Raw genomic sequence first — 16189 nt, 5'->3', positions numbered from 1 at the left:
AGAGCTGTTTAAAGCAGGTGAAACAGAAAATAGAAGGACAGGAAATAATTAATCTGCCGCGTTCGAAATTTGGTGGCCACTGTGCGGTTCCTCGCGCGGCGAGCGGCCGAGGCACAGTCAATAGTATCCCAATCTACAGCCAACGAGCTGGGCGTAAACCTAAAGCGATTAGCGCAGCAGCAGTGGTATAAAATTGCTATAATTACAGTAACTGTCGAAAACGCATGGGGCCTAGCCCATGCTGCTTGCGAAAAAGTTTGGTGAAGGCCTGTACTTCGTCGAATCCGCAGGCTGCAGCGACTTCGCTTATCGACAAAGAGCTGGACTGAAGCAAGTTGACCGCTTTTTGCAGTCTATGACGAAGCACATACTGGTAGGGGGATTCGCCGAATACCGCTTTGAAGGAACGTAGAAAATGATAGTCTGACAGACAGGCCACGGCTGCCATATCGCTCAACCGAGTCGGTTCGGTCAGGGTATCATGCACGTACTCTCTGGCCAGCAGAAGCCGCCGGTATACCTCTTCGCGGGTTGTTCGCTTCTGGGCAGTTAAACGGGCCAGGTGCCGACAGTGGATCAGCTGCTGCTGACAGAGGTGGAGGGCAAATTCGTAAAATAAATCGTCCGTCAGCGCATTGATCGCCAGCGACTGGGTCGAAATTTGGCGGGCTAGCGTAGCCAGACGCTGGCCCAACAGGTCGCGCCCGGCCGTAAATACCTGCTCATAGAAAACGGGCAAGACATCGGTACTTGTGGGCCTATCCAACAGGAGGGCAGTATCCGTTTGCAGCGTATGCCAGACATCCTTTATCTGGTGAGTCGACAGAAACACACAGACGCCATGCACCGGTGTCCGGCTGTCGATTTCAACTTCTACCTCACTACCGTGACTAACGACTACGAATTGGTTAGGCTGTACGATTCGCGGCTGTCCATTAATACGGTATGGCTCCACACCCGAAAGAACATATTTCAACGAGTAGCCCTGCAAGGAGCTTCGGCGGTAAAATGCCGAATTCGTCGAGTAGTTGATATGCGCCTGGTTGGGCGGGCATGGGCTTGATACCTGCCCTTCAATCATGCGCGAAAAAAAGGTACTCGGTGAAACCGTCATCGTATCTAGCAAAAAAATGCCACTGGTTCGCTGGCAGCAGGCCTAGCTAGCTTCTGCCTTTATATACTATTGACACCACCAGAGGGCGGAGCTCGCAACAAAACCCTGGACAAGCCCCTAAGCTACATCTTGCGCCCGACGACGACTTGTTTATTAAAATAAAGAAAGAGCTACGAACGCACTTAGTGGCTGTTACAGAATTAGCCCACCTGGCTAGTGGCAGCTGTTCCCGGGGTAGTGGTGCCGATGTATTACATCTATCTACTTTATCCTGCTCTTTTACCTTTTGTCTAAATACGGATTCTCCATAGGGAGCCCTTTCCAGTAACCACCCAGAAAAGAGAAGGGGTTGGGCAGTGGAGTCAGGAACCAAGTAGACAATTTCGTCGACCAATTCATCGCGCTAACTGGATTGCCTATCTGGGCTGTCGTCTTACCGTAACTAGTATGCCATTAGTTAACCAAAAGATGCTACTTTCTCATACATAGTTTTCGCTAAGTTGGTTTTATCAGAAAGTGAATTGTATAAATTATCTATTAGAAGGTATTGAAAACATAATCGCTTTAACCGCCCAAAAGTCACATTCTTTCCCTAAGATGACTGTCAATTCCGTATCAAATCCTGTCAATCCTGTCTCAAAAAATGGATTGAGGACCCAAAACCGCTGTTTTTCAGCACAGCCTCCACCGAGTAGCTGCTAGCATACAAACGGCTCAAGCACCATTCGTGTGTCAGCAACGCAGGTGACGCTTTCTTCTGCTGTTCTGGGTTTGGCCGGTGAGTAACCTAGTCATATGAAAACAACCAGCCCATAGGGCCTTTTGGCTTTTGAGGGGGAATGGTTTGGTGGAGCTACCGATTGTGGGTTGAAGCAGACATAGACTTTTGAGCCATCCCGGCTGATGCCCTTTAGTGAAAGCCGGAGACAGGATCAACGAGCAAAGCCAGAGGTGTTGCTGCAAGTGTATCGCCTCCTTTATTCTCAAAAATCGCTCATGCTTGAGACGAAGAGGAGTTCATAAATATGCAGATCTGATTATCCAATGCTTATAGGCTATTGGTTGACAAGATATGAATCCGTGCTCAAGATATAGAGGTAAAGAAGAAGATCCTGGCTTTACAACAAGCTAGTTAAGCGGTTCGCCGTTACTTTAAGACCTACTTTTTTGAAGTTCTCCAGGACTTGTCTTGGTGTCATGGCTGGCTTCTTCAAGTTGGAAACCTGTTGCTCAAAGGCCATCATGGCTCTTCTCGAGTCCAGATCAATCAGGTTAGCGATGAACTCGTCAGGGTGCTGGACTTCCAAATCGAAAAGGCTCACTATGGCACTAGGGAAGTCCTTGAGATTAGCCGTCACCAGGACGTCGGCCTGGCAACGAATCGCTGCTGCCAGTACATGGCAATCATCTGGGTCAGGTAAAGCCAGTGAGTCAATCAAGGCTTCGTAGTGAACAACGGTTGCATCAGGAAAGGCGTTGTTCATGGCTTGAGTTGTCCGTTCCAACTGATCAGCCGTTAGTTCAGGTCTGTTCAACAGCAGATTCCGGGTCCACTCCTGATGAATTCGATCTGTCCACTTAGGGCTGTATAACTCGACATCCGCTAAGTTTAGCAACAGATCTCGAATCGGTGCCGGGTAGAGTACGCAAGCATCAAGTAAGGCAACAAACATAGACGAATGGGTCATTCGTAGCCCAGGTTGAGGTCTTGGGCTTGCTCAGCCAAAAACCGCAGGTTGGCTTTTCTGTTCGCTTTGTGCTGAGCTTCATAAGTCAGTAAGTCGTCGAGCAAGATTCGGCGATGGCTCCCTACCTTTTTATAGGGAATTACGCCTTTTTCCAGCAGCTTGACAATATGTGGCCTGGATACATTGAGCATATCGGCGGCCTGCTGGGTGGTAAGTTCAGCATCAGAGGGTACGAGCGAAATAGCTTTTCCCTCGGCCATGCTGGAGAGGATGAAGGAAAGCAGTTCGAGGGCTTTAGTGGGGATGGTAAACGATTGCTGGCTTTCCTGGATCTGGATGTTGATGCTATCGGAGGTTCTTTCCGCTAGGGCAGCGTTAAAACCAAAGAGCGATTCACGGGCTACGCGTTGCTCGTGTTGGGTAGGCTTCTCTAGCACAGCTTCCATTTGCTTTTTGTCTTAGGGTACAAAGTTACTAAACGAAATAAACGAAACAAAGTTCAAAAACGAAGCCTTGTATCGATCAGGTAAGCAACCATATAGAAAAACGGGGCGGTGGTCGGCTAGGCCAATACGCTTATCATTGAACGCTTCCTTAAACTGACTTTAGATGGCTGGTATGCTAGGGCTTTAGCCGCAGTGGCTGTCATCCGTAATTTGGCATTCCGGTGGGGGGGCACAGGACTGATAGTAAAAATAGCCTGATATTCTATAAATCACATTCTCATAAAAGGCTCCCATGTGAGACGATAGAGAGTTCTTGTATCTGCTGCTCAAATCGGGCGTTTATTGAGGTAAGATGAGTCTTACGGAGGAACTATCTTTTTCTCGCCCTTCGGAATACTCCATTCCCCTCCAGCTTATTCTTTACTGCGTCCTCCTATGCTCACTCTTTTGATCAGCAACCACCCAGATGCGTTAGAATTTGATTGCTCTTATAATGCGCCTACCCGCTAATGGTTTTATAGACTGGGATCGGCTATTTTTCATCTCAAATCCGGATTTGAATAGACTTGTCAGTTGTCTTTGATGTTTTTTACCGGGCGATCATGCATTTGTATGACCACCGGCAAGATCTAATTAGCTCTACCGCAACGCAATTTATTTACTGCACTCTTTCTATGTCAAAAAAAACACAGTTGCTCTTTTTTACGGTATGGATGATAGCGACAGTAGGCTTCGGACAGTCCAAACTCAACAAGCACGTAACTAAACAGATTAATGATTTGGTGACCAATCGGCTAAATGACATTGCACCGGGCTGCGCTATCCTTATCGCCCAAAATGGGCAAATCGTCTATAATAAGGCATTCGGCCACGCCAGTCTTGAACTCCAAGTTCCGGTCCGACCCACCATGGTTTTCCGAATTGGTTCTATAACCAAACAGTTTACAGCAGTTGCTCTCTTACAGTTAGTCGAGCAAGGGAAAATAGCGCTGACCGACAGTCTGCAAAAATTCATCAAAGGGTATCCCAAGAAGGGGCGCGTTATTACCATCGAACATTTGCTGACTCAGACTTCGGGCATAGCTGACTATCTTAACCTTGAATCGAATGTCCCAAATCCCTTCCGCATCGATTTTCCGACCCGTCAAATCGTTGATAGCATCCGCCACCAGCCTTTGTCGTTTGTGCCCGGTGCCAAATTTGAGTATAGTAACTCCAACTATTTTTTGATCGGTTACCTCATCGAGCAGGTCTCCGGCTTGTCCTACCCGGACTACCTTAAACAGAAGATATTTGACCCGATCGGGTTGACTCATACCTATTATGAAGTACCCGCTACCATCGTACCCAACCGGGTCCAGGGCTATGAGAAAATAGAAAATGAGTACCAGAATGCTGACTTTATCAGTATGGCGTTATTCTATAGTGCCGGCGGCTTGATAAGTACGACGGAAGACCTGTTCAGATGGAATGAAGCAATCAGGAAAGGGCTACTCCTGAAAAAAGAAACGCTGAAAAACGTGTTCCGACCTTATACGCTAGCGGACGGAACGCTTTCTGACTATGGCTACGGCTGGTTTATTCGAAAACTAGGGGGTAGCCAATCCATCGAACATGGTGGAAGTATATTCGGCTTCAGAAGTGAAGCCATCTTCTTACCCCAGGAAAACGTCTATGTGGTCGGATTATTCAATGGACGGCAACTGAATACGGATGAACAGGAGCTCTGTTATGACCTAACCAAACTTATGTTGGGGAAGTCAGCCTTTGCGGAAATGAGTCTAGAAGCTGAGATAGTGAACCGGTACGTGGGTACCTATAAAAACGCGCAGTACCGGGAGACGCTCAAAATAGAGAAAAGATCGGATGGGCGACTGGCTTGCACGCTCTCCAATGGATCCGGCACCAATATGGTGCTTTCGGCTCAATCGGAGACCAAGTTTGTGATACCTCAAGTAAGAAAGGTACCCACCACCATCGAGTTTGTAGTTGAAAATGGGCGAGCCGTTAAACTGATCTGGAAACAGGAAAATACAGGCGAATTCATTAGGGTTGAGGAGTGATCCCTACAATTGATTTTATGCAGCGACAAAGTATCGTCTCTTCATGACCTACTCTAGAAGACAGGGAGGTTTTTCCTGTCCGAAAATGGGGCGTTTTGTGAACCATCGTTAGTTATTTTAGTAGCTTGCTTAACAAACCAACCGGCAACCAACGCCCCGCAACGTAAGAATTTCAACCGACGGGTCTTCCTTCAAATACTTCCGTAATCTCGTGATGAATACGTCCAAGGTGCGCCCCTCAAAGTAACTGTCATCCCCCACAAACTGAGTAAAATGTGCCGACGCGCTAAAACCTCCTTGCTGAGACAAAAAGCTATTAATGTATATGCTGCTTAACTAAGGGATTAGTTAAAATTGTGAATCAGCAAGCTCTTGGCGGTTCACAAGCCTGGATGTACTCAGAACAAACGCACATTCAACTCAAACCTGCTCTAGTCTTTATGGGAACAAATAAGCTCATAATGAGTTGTTTATAAATGTAAAGGGTAAGGCAGGTCAGCGGCTTATTGCCAGCTTACGACCTCCCTGGCCGTTATTTATGAAGCAAGAGGGCTGTCTTCTCCCCTTTATTCGCTTGCTCAACATTTGTTTTTTCATTCGTGTCATTAAGCCAGTAAGACAATGAACACCGAAGAAGAAATTCGTCAGATTTACCAAGGGTGGTTTGCAGGAACGGCGGCAAAAGACATCAATGCGGTTATGGCCCATATTGCCCCCCATGTGGTTTCTTACGAACACGATTCCCCTTTACAATATGTAGGTATTGATGCGATTCGTCAGGTTTGCCAGCAGGGGTTTGATCTATCCAATGGCCAACTGCAGTGGGATATCCCGGATCTACAGATTCTGGTTCGGGATGATATGGCCGTTACCTGGGGCCTCAATCACATGCAAGCCAAAGCCCCCGATGGCACCACAATCGATAGCTACTCGCGGGGGACTCGAATCTTTCAGAAACTAAATGGGGCGTGGCAGCTGATCCACCAGCATGTATCCTATCCTTACGATGTTCAAACAGGCGAAGCGAAAACGGATTTGACACCGTAGCCCTACCCTGAGCAAAGGAATAGATGATTAACTCCCTATAATCTCCAGTCTACTCTTTGTTCTCAAATATGGCTCCAAAGTGAGACCCAGTTGCATTCATATCCGTGGCCATGAGCTTAAAACCAGACGATCCAACAACGGTTGTTTGTCGAAGCGGACACAACAAATCAACCCAGAAACTGCCAGGAGTTAAGCTTTCCCAGAACAACCCCGTATCCCTCTTTCACCGTTGACGATAGGCTTCAACTGCTTAGGAAGCCGTGAAATTGAACTGGATAAGGGAAACTTGTTGTTCACCACTACTTTCTTTTATCTATATGCAGACAATCAAGTCCGTATTTACCGATACTGGGCGCGGATTTGTGGGAAGTTAAGTTAATAAAATGGGTAGGCTCTACGAGCGGTTGATACATGTTGTAGTTTCAGTCGTTGATTCCTTTCTACCCTCATTCCGACTTGCCCCCATCACGACTCGGTATCATCCAGTTGAAACAACACTTCGACCGTCGTATCAAACGCTTTAGCCATCCGTAAGGCCAGGACCGTGGAGGGAATAAATTTCCCTGTTTCAATCGAATTTAACCCCTGTCGGGATATACCGATGTGTTTGGCTAAGTCAGCCTGTGTCCAGTTTTTCTTCGCTCGTTCCACCTTAAGCGTGTTTTTCATACCCCGTACTTTTTATTCGAAATAACCCAGCCAATAAAATAAAAGAGCCAGCAATACATAACCAGATACCCATAGCTGAACCAGTCGGGGTTGGCAATATCACACAGGCTCAGCAAAAACAACAGCATGATCAACATCACGGTCAATGAAAAACCAATCACCACGGCTTCTAATTGAACCCGTTGCTTGACTTCGTCCATGACCGAAAAGGCTTTGATAAATTTATAAATAAACAGGGCGAAGGTAATGATGGGCACAATTGCCAGTAGTAGTGAGACCGGCTGGTCAATGAGCCGATGTTTTAAGAGCCAGGTTGCGGGCAAATAGGTGGCAACATGCAGGAGAGCCAAGAGAACCGATTGTTGGTTAACGGTTGTTTTAGATTGTTCCATCATGGTCAATGATTTAGTTCTCTACAAAGATATGTAAGCATTTCTTTTTGTCAAGTATTATTGACAAAAAGTCATACAATATAGTTATTTATAGAACAATGATTTTGTCAAGTACTGAAGAGTGGCTCTCACTACGTGTCCTATATCCTGAAAGGGCTTGGTGAGTTGCGTTCTTGTATTGTCTACTTTACCCCGCGCCGATTGAGCTGGAGCGGATTCAAGCTTTACTGGCAGCTTGTCTTGACCTTTCTCTTAAAACGCTCCACAAAGAGACGAAGGGAATTACTGCTGCCTTGGCTTACTTCGACCACAGGCGGGGATCAATCACCAGAGGCTTCTCCTCAATTACCCGTATGGAGCCATAGCCACTATGGGCCGGATGCAGTAAGTAGTTAATCCCGGATGGCATCACCGAAGAGGGAACACCTAAGGCCAACACATCCGGCTTGGCGAGCCAATCGGCGAGAAGATGCTGACTCCGGTGGTAGGAGTTCTCCTGCCAGTAAGGTGGTAGGCGAGTCGCGTCCACGACTCGCTGGCTATCCTGGGGTAACTCCAGACTGAACAACCGGTAAGCGGGGAGTTCATCGTAGGGTACTTGGGGCATGTGTACCAGGATCTCGACTAAAGCTAAAGCGGGATGCTCAGCCGTATAGAGGATGCCAATACCCGGTGGATTCCAACGGCCTCCATTGAGCCACGTACCGGTAACATCCAGGGGACGGTCGGCATACTTCTGCCGCACTACGCGATAAACGATGGCCATACCTTATCCAAAGATACCATGGTCGATGCGGCCCAACACCCGGTCAACTAACGTATAGCCCGTGACGGTATCCAGAGCTTGTAAAGGGGTTTGGTAGTCCAACTCCCGTAAGGGTGAGCGTAGCCAGCCAAGAACGGTTTTGCTACGTTCTTCGAAGGTATCCAAAGCGTGCAGGAGCAGGTTCTCCAGCAGCAGCAGCCGCTCGGAGGCATCCTGACTGATGCGCTGATCAATCTTCAGCCGGTGCAGGTAAGAAGCCGATAAGCCCAGGGCCGCCGCCACTTCCTTATCGGTTAAGCCCACCAAACCGGCTACGCGGTCAGCCTCGGCGCGGAGCACCCCTTGTCGACTACGGGCGATGATTTCCTGCTCAGTCAAGAGCCGGGGCAATAAGGATGGGTTGGGGGCAATAAGCGGCAATGCAAGGGCCATAGCATGAAGTTTTAGACTAAGGTAACTACAAAAGTTCACTCCATCAAGTTCCTCATTCTAATTGATGTCGTCTCTGTGTTTAGCCTAATAGGGTAAGCTGATGGAGTAGAGTAGTATGTGTCTTTGTTAGAACGATACAAGCATGTGAGTCTGTGCCACAAAATGGGCGTTCAACGAAACACCAACTAAGTAAGATCATTTTGGTAAAACCAGCAAGATCCGGGTTTCTTGATCGGTCTAGCTGTCATTCTTTTGTAATCGTATAACACTACAGAAGATACTCAAATGACTAAAGTAAAAGGTGGATTCAAAAGGCTCGCTTGGTCAAATTTATCCGCTCAATTCTCCGAGCAACTGGCACTGGCTGCCGCCCCTTTGGTAGCCGTCTTGGTTTTAAAAGAGAATGCCGTCGGAACCGGCCTGCTTCAAACAGCGCAGACACTACCTTTTCTGTTGCTTTCCCTGCCGGCTGGATGGCTAGCTGATCAGTATTCGCATAAAAAGTTGATGGTGGGGGCTGAAGCCATGCGACTGTGTTCGCTTTTGCTGATCATCCTTTTACTTGCCTTATCCGCTATGACGCTTTGGTGGCTCGCCATGCTGGGTTTCTTAGGGGTGATCGGGACTGTGTGCTATAGTGTAGCCGCTCCGGCTCTGGTACCAACCTTGGTGAGTAGAAGCGAGTTACCCATAGCTAACCGTTGGCTAGAACTGGCCCGTAGCCTTGCTTATGCTGGAGGACCAGCTATCGGGGGTACTATTGTCGGTTGGTCCGGGGCACCGATTGCGTATGCACTAGCTGCCGTCTGCTCGCTGATAGCAATAAGTCTTTTATCTGGCCTAAGCAGCATTGCCGTTAAACAGAGTTCAAGCTCCTTGCCGACCAGCCTTAACGAAGCCGTAGCTTTCTGCTTTACCCACTCATTTCTACGCCCGATAATCGTTACCGGTATGGTATTTAGTGTTTCCTGGTTTATTCTCCAAGCGGTCTTTGTCTCTTGGGCAATAAGCCATCTTGGCATTACGGCCCAGGTGTTGGGGATGGTATTAGCTGGGTATGGAATAGGTATGATTACGGGGGCTATCGGTAGCCCTTTCCTGAGTAAGCATTTACCCTTGGGCTTTCAGATTTTAGCAGGACCGACCACGGCGTTTTTAGGATCGGTACTAATGCTGTTCACGGTGTGGTCAACGGAACCCCTATTGCCAGGAGCCGCCTATTTTTTGTTTGGCGCTGGGCCTGTTATCTGGTCGATTACCACGACTTCTCTGCGGCAAGCCGTTACCCCAATCCCAATACTGGGCCGAGTTTCGGGCGTGATGCTGTTAACGACTTTTGGTTGCCGACCGGTTGGCGCTTTACTCGGTGCCGTAACGGCTAGCCTTTTTAGTGTGCAAGCCTGCTTATTGCTTTCGGCTGTTGGTTTCCTATTGCAATTGCTAGTGATCAGGTTTTCTCCAATATTGGCCCTGCATCAATTATCCGATTTGGAGGAAGTAGCCATGGTTCCCCTGTTTGAAAGTGGAACATAATGGAACCAATCAACATTTAATTGCTCTGCACACTCTTTTGCTGATTTTCACACAACCTTCCTCAAGTTGAGACAAATAAATATTCATGTTTATAGATCAAGAGCGCCAGCAAATGAATAGGTTTATAAATTAGTTTTATCCTGGAAAATTACCTTACACGTTTCCCCTGGCAGACACGTAAGGCGACCCAGAGCCATTAAAGTCTACGGACACCCAATTACCTTCGCCAGGCGGTTATTTATCCAATTGAAGAGCTCTCCAAGATGGGGGCTTCTAGCCAACTGGGGACCCGAATATGCTCGAAATAAACGAACTTTGCGTCCTATAAAGCGTTCTATAATGCCCGCTGCTTTACCTGACCAAACTAAGTTAGACCAGCTCCTGCTCTTGGCCGACGATTTGCCCGTGATGGTTTGGGTCACCCAACCCGACGCTACCTGTGTGTTTCTCAACCAGCGTTGGTACGACTATACCGGGCAAAGCGCAACTGAAGCGTTAGGACTGGGATGGCTGGACGCTGTCCATCCCGACGATGCGAAGGCGTCAGGCGACATCTTCCTGGCTGCCAATCAGGCTCAGCAACCCTTCGTCCTGGACTATCGGCTGCGGGCCGCCGATGGCACCTACCGCTGGATGAACGATACGGGTCGCCCCCGCTTTGACGCCCGGGGAACCTTCATGGGCTTTGTCGGCTCGGTCACTGACATCCATGCCTTGAAAATCACCCAGCAGCGGTTACAAATGGCTATCGAATCGACCGAGTTGGGTACCTGGGATCTCAACCCCGCCACGGGCGAGCTGATCTGGTCGGATCAATGTAAAGCCCTCTTTGGCTTACCGCCCCAGGCCAGCGTCAGTTATCCGCTGTTTCTGCAAGGGGTGCATCCCGATGATCGGCAGCGAACCGACGCGGTGGTTCAGGCGGCCCTGCAAGGTCATCAGGACGGTTTTTATTCAATCGAGTACCGTACCATCGGTTTAACCGATGGCCAGTTACGCTGGGTTCGGGCGCAGGGGCAGACTTATTTTGACCAGCAGGGAGTGGCAACCCGCTTTGTGGGTATGGTGGTTGACATTACCCAGCATAAACTAACGAGTGACCTACTCGAACAACGCGTCGCTCAGCAAACACACCAGTTGCAGGTGGTCAATTATGACCTGCAACGCTCCAACGAGAACTTGCAACAGTTTGCCTTCATTGCCAGCCATGATTTGCAAGAACCCTTGCGCAAGATTCAGTCTTTTGGGGACTTGCTTCGGAAACAATATGCGGATCAGCCAACCGAGGGGCTACTGTATTTAGATCGAATGCAATCGGCGGCCAGTCGGATGTCCACGCTGATCAAGGATTTGCTGGACTTCTCTCGTCTCTCCACTCAACAGGAGGCCAGTGACCCCATCTCCCTGCAAACCGTAGTGGAGGGTGTGTTGACTACCCTGGAGTTTCAAGTAGAGGAGTTAGGCGCCCAAATCCGGGTTGATCTACTCCCTACTGTTGTCGGTAATGCCTCGCAGTACAACCAACTCTTTCAGAACCTGCTGAGTAACGCTTTAAAGTTCCGCCGTCCCGGCCAACGGCCCTTAATCGAAATTGAGGTGGGCTTACTGGCTGCTGAGAAGCTGCCTACTGGCGTCAAACCGGGCCGATCGTCAAGCACTTATCACCAAATAGCCGTCATTGATAATGGTATTGGTTTCGATGAAAAGTACGCCGACCGCATCTTCCAGGTGTTTCAGCGGCTACATGGCAAAAATGCGTATGCGGGTACGGGCATCGGCTTAGCCATCTGTGAAAAGATTGTCGCCAATCATGGGGGGGCTATTACGGCCACCAGCCAACCTGGTCAAGGGGCCACCTTCACCGTCTACCTGCCTGCTTAACTCCCTGGGTTATTCCCTGTTTTGTTGCTCATCCGGTCAGGTGGTCATTTTTGGATACACCAACCTCCTTCAGAGTCCATTCTCAAATAAGGCTCCTAACTGAGACGAGAGCGTGTCAATAATTCGGGCGTTTGGAGAGACAGTTTTTCGGACACATATTGTACGATTTTGGACAAAAAATCAACTAAACTATTTATAACCAACTCATTATTAGTGCTATATTTTGATGGCACAAATTTTGTCAAAGGCTATTGATATTGGGCAATAGCCAAGTATTATGAAAAAATTCTTGTTTTCACTGCTTTTCCTTTGGGTTCAATTCAGGTAAAATAAGCATGAGCTAGGTTAGGCGATGAGCGTTCTTAAGGAGGCCATTGCCCAGGATGCTAAAAATGAAAATGCAAAATCAAAGCTGTAGCGTATAAAGGCTAAGAGAGGGTAATGATATGCCGAAGGTTTTAACAGAGGGGGAATCCTCTGGGACAGTGAAAACCAGTTTTGTGCACAGCGGGCTGATCGCCAGTGCTGTACATTATTCGCCTTATGGATGCGATACCACTGTACATGCCCATCGCGACCCACATTTCAGCTTGGTCTTGAAAGGGGGAAGCAGCGAAAGGCTTGGCCAAAAGCATTACCAGCGGATGCCGGGGGACATTCATTTTTACCGATCGGGGGAATTGCACCAGACCATTCCTAAGGCCCTTTCTACCCATATCAACCTGGAACTCAACGAATCTTTTCTTAACCGGTACGGCCTGACAGAAGAGGACATGATAGGGGCTACGCGCAACCCAGCCCAGATGCGGGTCAGTTTGCTAAAGATCTATAATGAACTATCTGGACAGGAGCCCTACGTAAGCTCGGCGGTTCAGCTGATGCTGGGGAGCACGACTACAACTGGTAAGCTGGGAAAGACCCCGTCCTGGGTAGCTGTCATCCAGGTACTGCTTGAGGACCGTTGGAGCGAGTGGCCTTCTTTGGCTGATCTTTCTGCTGAGGTATCGGTGCACCCCGTCACGATATCCCGCTTTTTCCCGGTTTATTTCAAATGCACCTTGGGGGAGTATTTAAGGCGGCTGAAGATCGGCCGCAGTATTGGTTTGTTGTGCGATCCCTCGCATTCCCTTTGCACGGTAGCTCATGCCTGCGGATTTGCCGATCAGAGCCACTTTATCCGGACCTTTAAGGCCTATACCGGGGTGCTGCCCAAAAAGGTGCGTCTGCTTTAGGCTAATCTTGTTCTATTTTTGTCTGTTCTGGACCAGTAAGTTTGCCGAAAAAATTCAAACTTACATGAATAATCAAAGAGCATTTAGCCGTTTCGCCTCGATAATCCCATGGCTGATGGGTCTTTTTATCGTTCCTTTAGTTAGTTTCGCTCAGACCTTGCCAGTGATTCGCGCTAACACTAAGACCGTTACGATCGTTGACGGTACGCATCTAAAAAAGGACTATTGGTACCTGATGCCCGAGCGGAAGCCGGATTCTTATTACGTTGAATTTCCGGAGAATGCCCACCAGGTGAGCTTCATCACCGACCAGGATTCGATTTCCTTTGATGTGCGTTTTGGCCAAGAATATGATTTTGTGATTTTGTTGAATGGCCAAGACAGTTGCTATACCCGAATCCGCTCCGTCTATCGCAATAAGTCCAGTTATAAGCGGCTGGCTGTCCCTTCCAATCCTTCTACCGATACGCTAGAGTTCTCGGTGGGTGATAACGATAAGATCTATCTTCAAGGGCTGGTCAACGGAGCAAAGGTTCTGAATTTTCAGTTCGATCTGGGCGCGATGCCGCAAATCGTTAAAAAGAGCAGTGGCGTGAAGGCGAAGATGAAATTCGATGCTTCGGATGTGCTCACCAACAGCAAGGGTACCCATCGTATGCCGGCAAGTACGGGCAATACACTTAAAATTGGGAATTTGTACTGGGAGAAGGTAAGGTTTACCACCGCCGATAACCTTCGGGGCAAGGACGATGGTCTATTGGGCAACCTGTTCGGGGATAAGGTCATTGAGATCATCTATGACCAGAAGAAAATGGTCATCCATGACCAGCTGCCGGTCATAGGACCGGGGTACATAAAGCATGCGATGTTTCTTGAATATGGGATTGTACCGTTCATCAAAGCGGATGCCGTGGTGGATAAGGTGAGCTATTCGGATTGGTTCATGTACGACACCGGACATATGGGGAACGCAGGGGTAGCGGATTGGTTTGTTAACAAGATCGGACTGGGGCAGGCCAAAAAAAGAAAACAGGGTTCTCACCTTACGGTCGATCTGCCGGTATTGCAAGTGAGTGGTACGCGTTTTGAGAATGTACCTGTTTTTGTGGATAGGGCGGCTCCTGGGACCGGACATCAAAAGCTCGGGATAAAGATACTCAAGTACTATAATGTTATCATTGATAATCGAGGAGGTTTTATCTACATGCAGCCAAATGCGCTGATGGCTACCCGGTCGAAGTAGCAATTTAGGCAGTTGGAGAGTGGACTTGCTAACTTTTACTGGACAAAAAGATAAGTGACATTTGTCTGGAGAAGTAACAAGTCTCATCTCTCAAATCCTTCATTCGTGAGACATTTGATCTTGCTCAGAAAGGGCGTTTAGTAAACCTTTTAAGTTCAAACTAAACCATGCTGCCTTTATCTCAGAAAAGGTTCCTGCTTGAGACGAAGTGGTTTCTTTTCATTTTGTGTACTTATTTGGGTCGCCGACGATACTAAAAAATTGGGTTTGCTTCCAACCCATCTCCTAAAGAGGAGATCCTACTCCTAAACGTCTACCGCTATGAAACCACTCGTCCTCTTTTTTTCATGCTTTTAACCTTAGGAAGCTGCCGTACTGATCAGGTTGATGTCCGGGAAGAACAAGCAACGCTTTTGGGATATTGGTTCGCCACCGCCGAGAATGCCGCCGCCGCAGCTTGTGCAAGTGGCTACCGGATTCAAGCCGAGTCTGACCAGTACCGTACCCAAACCTTGCCTCCCCTTTGATAAGGCGACCTCTAGAGAGCTGACCGTCCGGATTCGGTATAAGCTTGTCGCTGGTGACTCGTGCCAAGGCAGTTCTCGATTGATAGAGGTCATCGCGATGCGAGAAAGGTAACGAAACGATACAGCTAGAACTGGCTCACTTAATGCTTCATTTCTTGATCAATATATGCTGTCTATGAAACGCTAAGTACCGTTTCTGCTGTACTGTAAAGGATCCTACATTCTTGGTGTAATCAAGGCCCCAAGCATCCATCACCTGCTTAATCGTTATATCGGAGACTACCACCTCGCCTTCATCCGAGAAAGATATCCAACCTTTGTCGAATAACTTATCCACGTGACGGGCTAGCAGAAGACCGTTGTATTTATCTAACTTCTCCTCATTGGGTTGCAACTACCAAAGCGGGCCAGATTTCAAATAGAAATGTAATGCCTTGATTGACAAGCATAAACGTCGCTTTTGCTTTGCCCTGTAGTCAAATGAAAACGTATGGTTAAAGTTGCCCAAAAAGACCATTTTAACACTTATTTACACCTATTTGGTTGACTCAAAGCGGGCTATTTGAAATCTGGCCCGCTTTGGTAGTTGCAACCATTACTAATTTCGCGATATGTGGCAGGGTTTCGCTGAAGAGTTTTTACATCCGTACGTGCCCGCGTGAACCGCCTAGATCAAACCGGCTCGTTTTGGTCAAAGTAACGGGAAGTAACGTGAGGAATACCCATTATGCACTTTGGAGATTTTGGGTAAATGATTTGATGAAATGCCAAAAATACGCCTCTCTGTCCAGGCTACTAAATGCCGTTTCTGGCGGTATTTCAAATACGGGCCAAAACCGTATTTAAACCTGAGCCACTGAGGGGGTGATGAATTGTCATCTCCTTAGCTATTTATAAGCTGTCGGATATCCGCGCTAAGCCCCGGCTTGTTATGCCCCCTGCCTCCGCTTATTCGTTCAGTTCATCACTGGTTAAGTTAACTTATTGAGACAGATGCAGCCCAGGCCACAAGGCTCCTTATGGGGCCTGCCCCCTCTGTTCCCTGAGGCCTACTTGAAGTAAAACTTTAAGATTGCGATCTGGAATAGCAGCCAAAAAATATGCTGTTTGACCTGAAATGCAACAATAGTACAAAAAATGGAACATTTGTGATAGA

Annotated in this window: 15 protein-coding genes; 6 read left to right on the top strand and 9 right to left on the bottom strand. The window is 48.0% G+C overall.

Annotated features, from left to right (window positions below; translation table 11 throughout):
* Positions 1–202: 202 nt before the first annotated feature.
* From ACYVIY_RS25195 to ACYVIY_RS25185, 3 genes are all read right to left on the bottom strand, one after another.
* Positions 203–1081, bottom strand: a complete 879-nt coding sequence (locus tag ACYVIY_RS25195; protein ID WP_460979294.1) for a helix-turn-helix domain-containing protein — start codon at positions 1079–1081, stop codon at positions 203–205.
* A 1151-nt stretch (positions 1082–2232) separates the two neighbouring features.
* A complete protein-coding gene (locus tag ACYVIY_RS25190; protein ID WP_460979293.1) occupies positions 2233–2802 on the bottom strand; it encodes a PIN domain-containing protein in 570 nt (189 codons plus the stop codon).
* On the bottom strand, positions 2799–3248 hold the full coding sequence (locus ACYVIY_RS25185; protein WP_460979292.1) for a helix-turn-helix domain-containing protein: 450 nt from the start codon (positions 3246–3248) through the stop codon (positions 2799–2801). The genes ACYVIY_RS25190 and ACYVIY_RS25185 overlap by 4 nt, the downstream gene beginning before the upstream one ends.
* Before the next feature lie 674 nt (positions 3249–3922).
* Here ACYVIY_RS25185 and ACYVIY_RS25180 point away from each other — a divergent pair.
* Entirely contained in the window at positions 3923–5311 is a 1389-nt protein-coding gene (locus ACYVIY_RS25180) for a serine hydrolase domain-containing protein (RefSeq protein WP_460979291.1), read from the top strand.
* A 129-nt stretch (positions 5312–5440) separates the two neighbouring features.
* Here ACYVIY_RS25180 and ACYVIY_RS25175 read toward each other — a convergent pair whose 3' ends face one another.
* Entirely contained in the window at positions 5441–5572 is a 132-nt protein-coding gene (locus tag ACYVIY_RS25175) for a winged helix-turn-helix domain-containing protein (protein WP_460979375.1), read from the bottom strand.
* Between the two features lie 360 nt (positions 5573–5932).
* On the opposite strand from ACYVIY_RS25175, the gene ACYVIY_RS25170 reads away from it, so the two are divergent.
* A complete protein-coding gene (locus ACYVIY_RS25170) occupies positions 5933–6358 on the top strand; it encodes a YybH family protein (protein WP_460979290.1) in 426 nt (141 codons plus the stop codon).
* A 465-nt stretch (positions 6359–6823) separates the two neighbouring features.
* On the opposite strand, the gene ACYVIY_RS25165 is transcribed toward ACYVIY_RS25170, so the two are convergent.
* The 4 genes from ACYVIY_RS25165 to ACYVIY_RS25150 all read right to left on the bottom strand — a co-directional run bounded on the left by ACYVIY_RS25165 (position 6824) and on the right by ACYVIY_RS25150 (position 8617).
* Positions 6824–7027, bottom strand: coding sequence for a helix-turn-helix transcriptional regulator (locus tag ACYVIY_RS25165; RefSeq protein WP_460979289.1), 204 nt, complete (start codon positions 7025–7027; stop codon positions 6824–6826).
* Positions 7024–7422, bottom strand: coding sequence for a hypothetical protein (locus tag ACYVIY_RS25160; RefSeq protein ID WP_460979288.1), 399 nt, complete (start codon positions 7420–7422; stop codon positions 7024–7026). The genes ACYVIY_RS25165 and ACYVIY_RS25160 overlap by 4 nt, the downstream gene beginning before the upstream one ends.
* Before the next feature lie 295 nt (positions 7423–7717).
* Positions 7718–8185: an RES family NAD+ phosphorylase gene (locus ACYVIY_RS25155; RefSeq protein ID WP_460979287.1), complete on the bottom strand. Its 468-nt coding sequence runs from the start codon at positions 8183–8185 to the stop codon at positions 7718–7720.
* 3 nt (positions 8186–8188) lie between these two features.
* Positions 8189–8617, bottom strand: coding sequence for an antitoxin Xre/MbcA/ParS toxin-binding domain-containing protein (locus ACYVIY_RS25150; RefSeq protein ID WP_460979286.1), 429 nt, complete (start codon positions 8615–8617; stop codon positions 8189–8191).
* Between the two features lie 285 nt (positions 8618–8902).
* Here ACYVIY_RS25150 and ACYVIY_RS25145 point away from each other — a divergent pair, with 285 nt between their 5' ends.
* The 4 genes from ACYVIY_RS25145 (at position 8903) to ACYVIY_RS25130 (ending at position 14506) form a co-directional block, all read left to right on the top strand.
* Positions 8903–10150, top strand: a complete 1248-nt coding sequence (locus ACYVIY_RS25145; RefSeq protein WP_460979285.1) for an MFS transporter — start codon at positions 8903–8905, stop codon at positions 10148–10150.
* A gap of 339 nt (positions 10151–10489) precedes the next feature.
* Positions 10490–12031: a sensor histidine kinase gene (locus tag ACYVIY_RS25140; RefSeq protein WP_460979283.1), complete on the top strand. Its 1542-nt coding sequence runs from the start codon at positions 10490–10492 to the stop codon at positions 12029–12031.
* Between the two features lie 644 nt (positions 12032–12675).
* On the top strand, positions 12676–13263 hold the full coding sequence (locus ACYVIY_RS25135) for a helix-turn-helix transcriptional regulator (protein ID WP_460979282.1): 588 nt from the start codon (positions 12676–12678) through the stop codon (positions 13261–13263).
* 64 nt (positions 13264–13327) lie between these two features.
* Positions 13328–14506, top strand: a complete 1179-nt coding sequence (locus ACYVIY_RS25130; RefSeq protein WP_460979281.1) for a hypothetical protein — start codon at positions 13328–13330, stop codon at positions 14504–14506.
* Positions 14507–15181: 675 nt separating this feature from the next.
* Here ACYVIY_RS25130 and ACYVIY_RS25125 read toward each other — a convergent pair.
* Positions 15182–15427 carry an HNH endonuclease gene (locus ACYVIY_RS25125; RefSeq protein WP_460979279.1) on the bottom strand — a complete coding sequence of 82 codons (246 nt, stop codon included), beginning with the start codon at positions 15425–15427 and terminating at the stop codon, positions 15182–15184.
* Positions 15428–16189: the final 762 nt, after the last annotated feature.

Source organism: Spirosoma knui (genome assembly GCF_054780635.1).
This window is presented reverse-complemented; position numbering and strand designations above follow the sequence as displayed.

Excerpts from the sequence above, each read along its gene's own strand:
- ACYVIY_RS25190 (WP_460979293.1), bottom strand. The coding sequence starts at position 2,802 with ATGACCCATTCGTCTATGTTTGTTGCCTTACTTGATGCTTGCGTACTC.
- ACYVIY_RS25130 (WP_460979281.1), top strand. The coding sequence starts at position 13,328 with ATGAATAATCAAAGAGCATTTAGCCGTTTCGCCTCGATAATCCCATGG.
- ACYVIY_RS25165 (WP_460979289.1), bottom strand. The coding sequence starts at position 7,027 with ATGAAAAACACGCTTAAGGTGGAACGAGCGAAGAAAAACTGGACACAG.
- ACYVIY_RS25145 (WP_460979285.1), top strand. The coding sequence starts at position 8,903 with ATGACTAAAGTAAAAGGTGGATTCAAAAGGCTCGCTTGGTCAAATTTA.
- ACYVIY_RS25160 (WP_460979288.1), bottom strand. The coding sequence starts at position 7,422 with ATGATGGAACAATCTAAAACAACCGTTAACCAACAATCGGTTCTCTTG.
- ACYVIY_RS25140 (WP_460979283.1), top strand. The coding sequence starts at position 10,490 with ATGCCCGCTGCTTTACCTGACCAAACTAAGTTAGACCAGCTCCTGCTC.
- ACYVIY_RS25195 (WP_460979294.1), bottom strand. The coding sequence starts at position 1,081 with ATGATTGAAGGGCAGGTATCAAGCCCATGCCCGCCCAACCAGGCGCAT.
- ACYVIY_RS25135 (WP_460979282.1), top strand. The coding sequence starts at position 12,676 with ATGCCGGGGGACATTCATTTTTACCGATCGGGGGAATTGCACCAGACC.
- ACYVIY_RS25155 (WP_460979287.1), bottom strand. The coding sequence starts at position 8,185 with ATGGCCATCGTTTATCGCGTAGTGCGGCAGAAGTATGCCGACCGTCCC.
- ACYVIY_RS25185 (WP_460979292.1), bottom strand. The coding sequence starts at position 3,248 with ATGGAAGCTGTGCTAGAGAAGCCTACCCAACACGAGCAACGCGTAGCC.
- ACYVIY_RS25150 (WP_460979286.1), bottom strand. The coding sequence starts at position 8,617 with ATGGCCCTTGCATTGCCGCTTATTGCCCCCAACCCATCCTTATTGCCC.
- ACYVIY_RS25170 (WP_460979290.1), top strand. The coding sequence starts at position 5,933 with ATGAACACCGAAGAAGAAATTCGTCAGATTTACCAAGGGTGGTTTGCA.
- ACYVIY_RS25180 (WP_460979291.1), top strand. The coding sequence starts at position 3,923 with ATGTCAAAAAAAACACAGTTGCTCTTTTTTACGGTATGGATGATAGCG.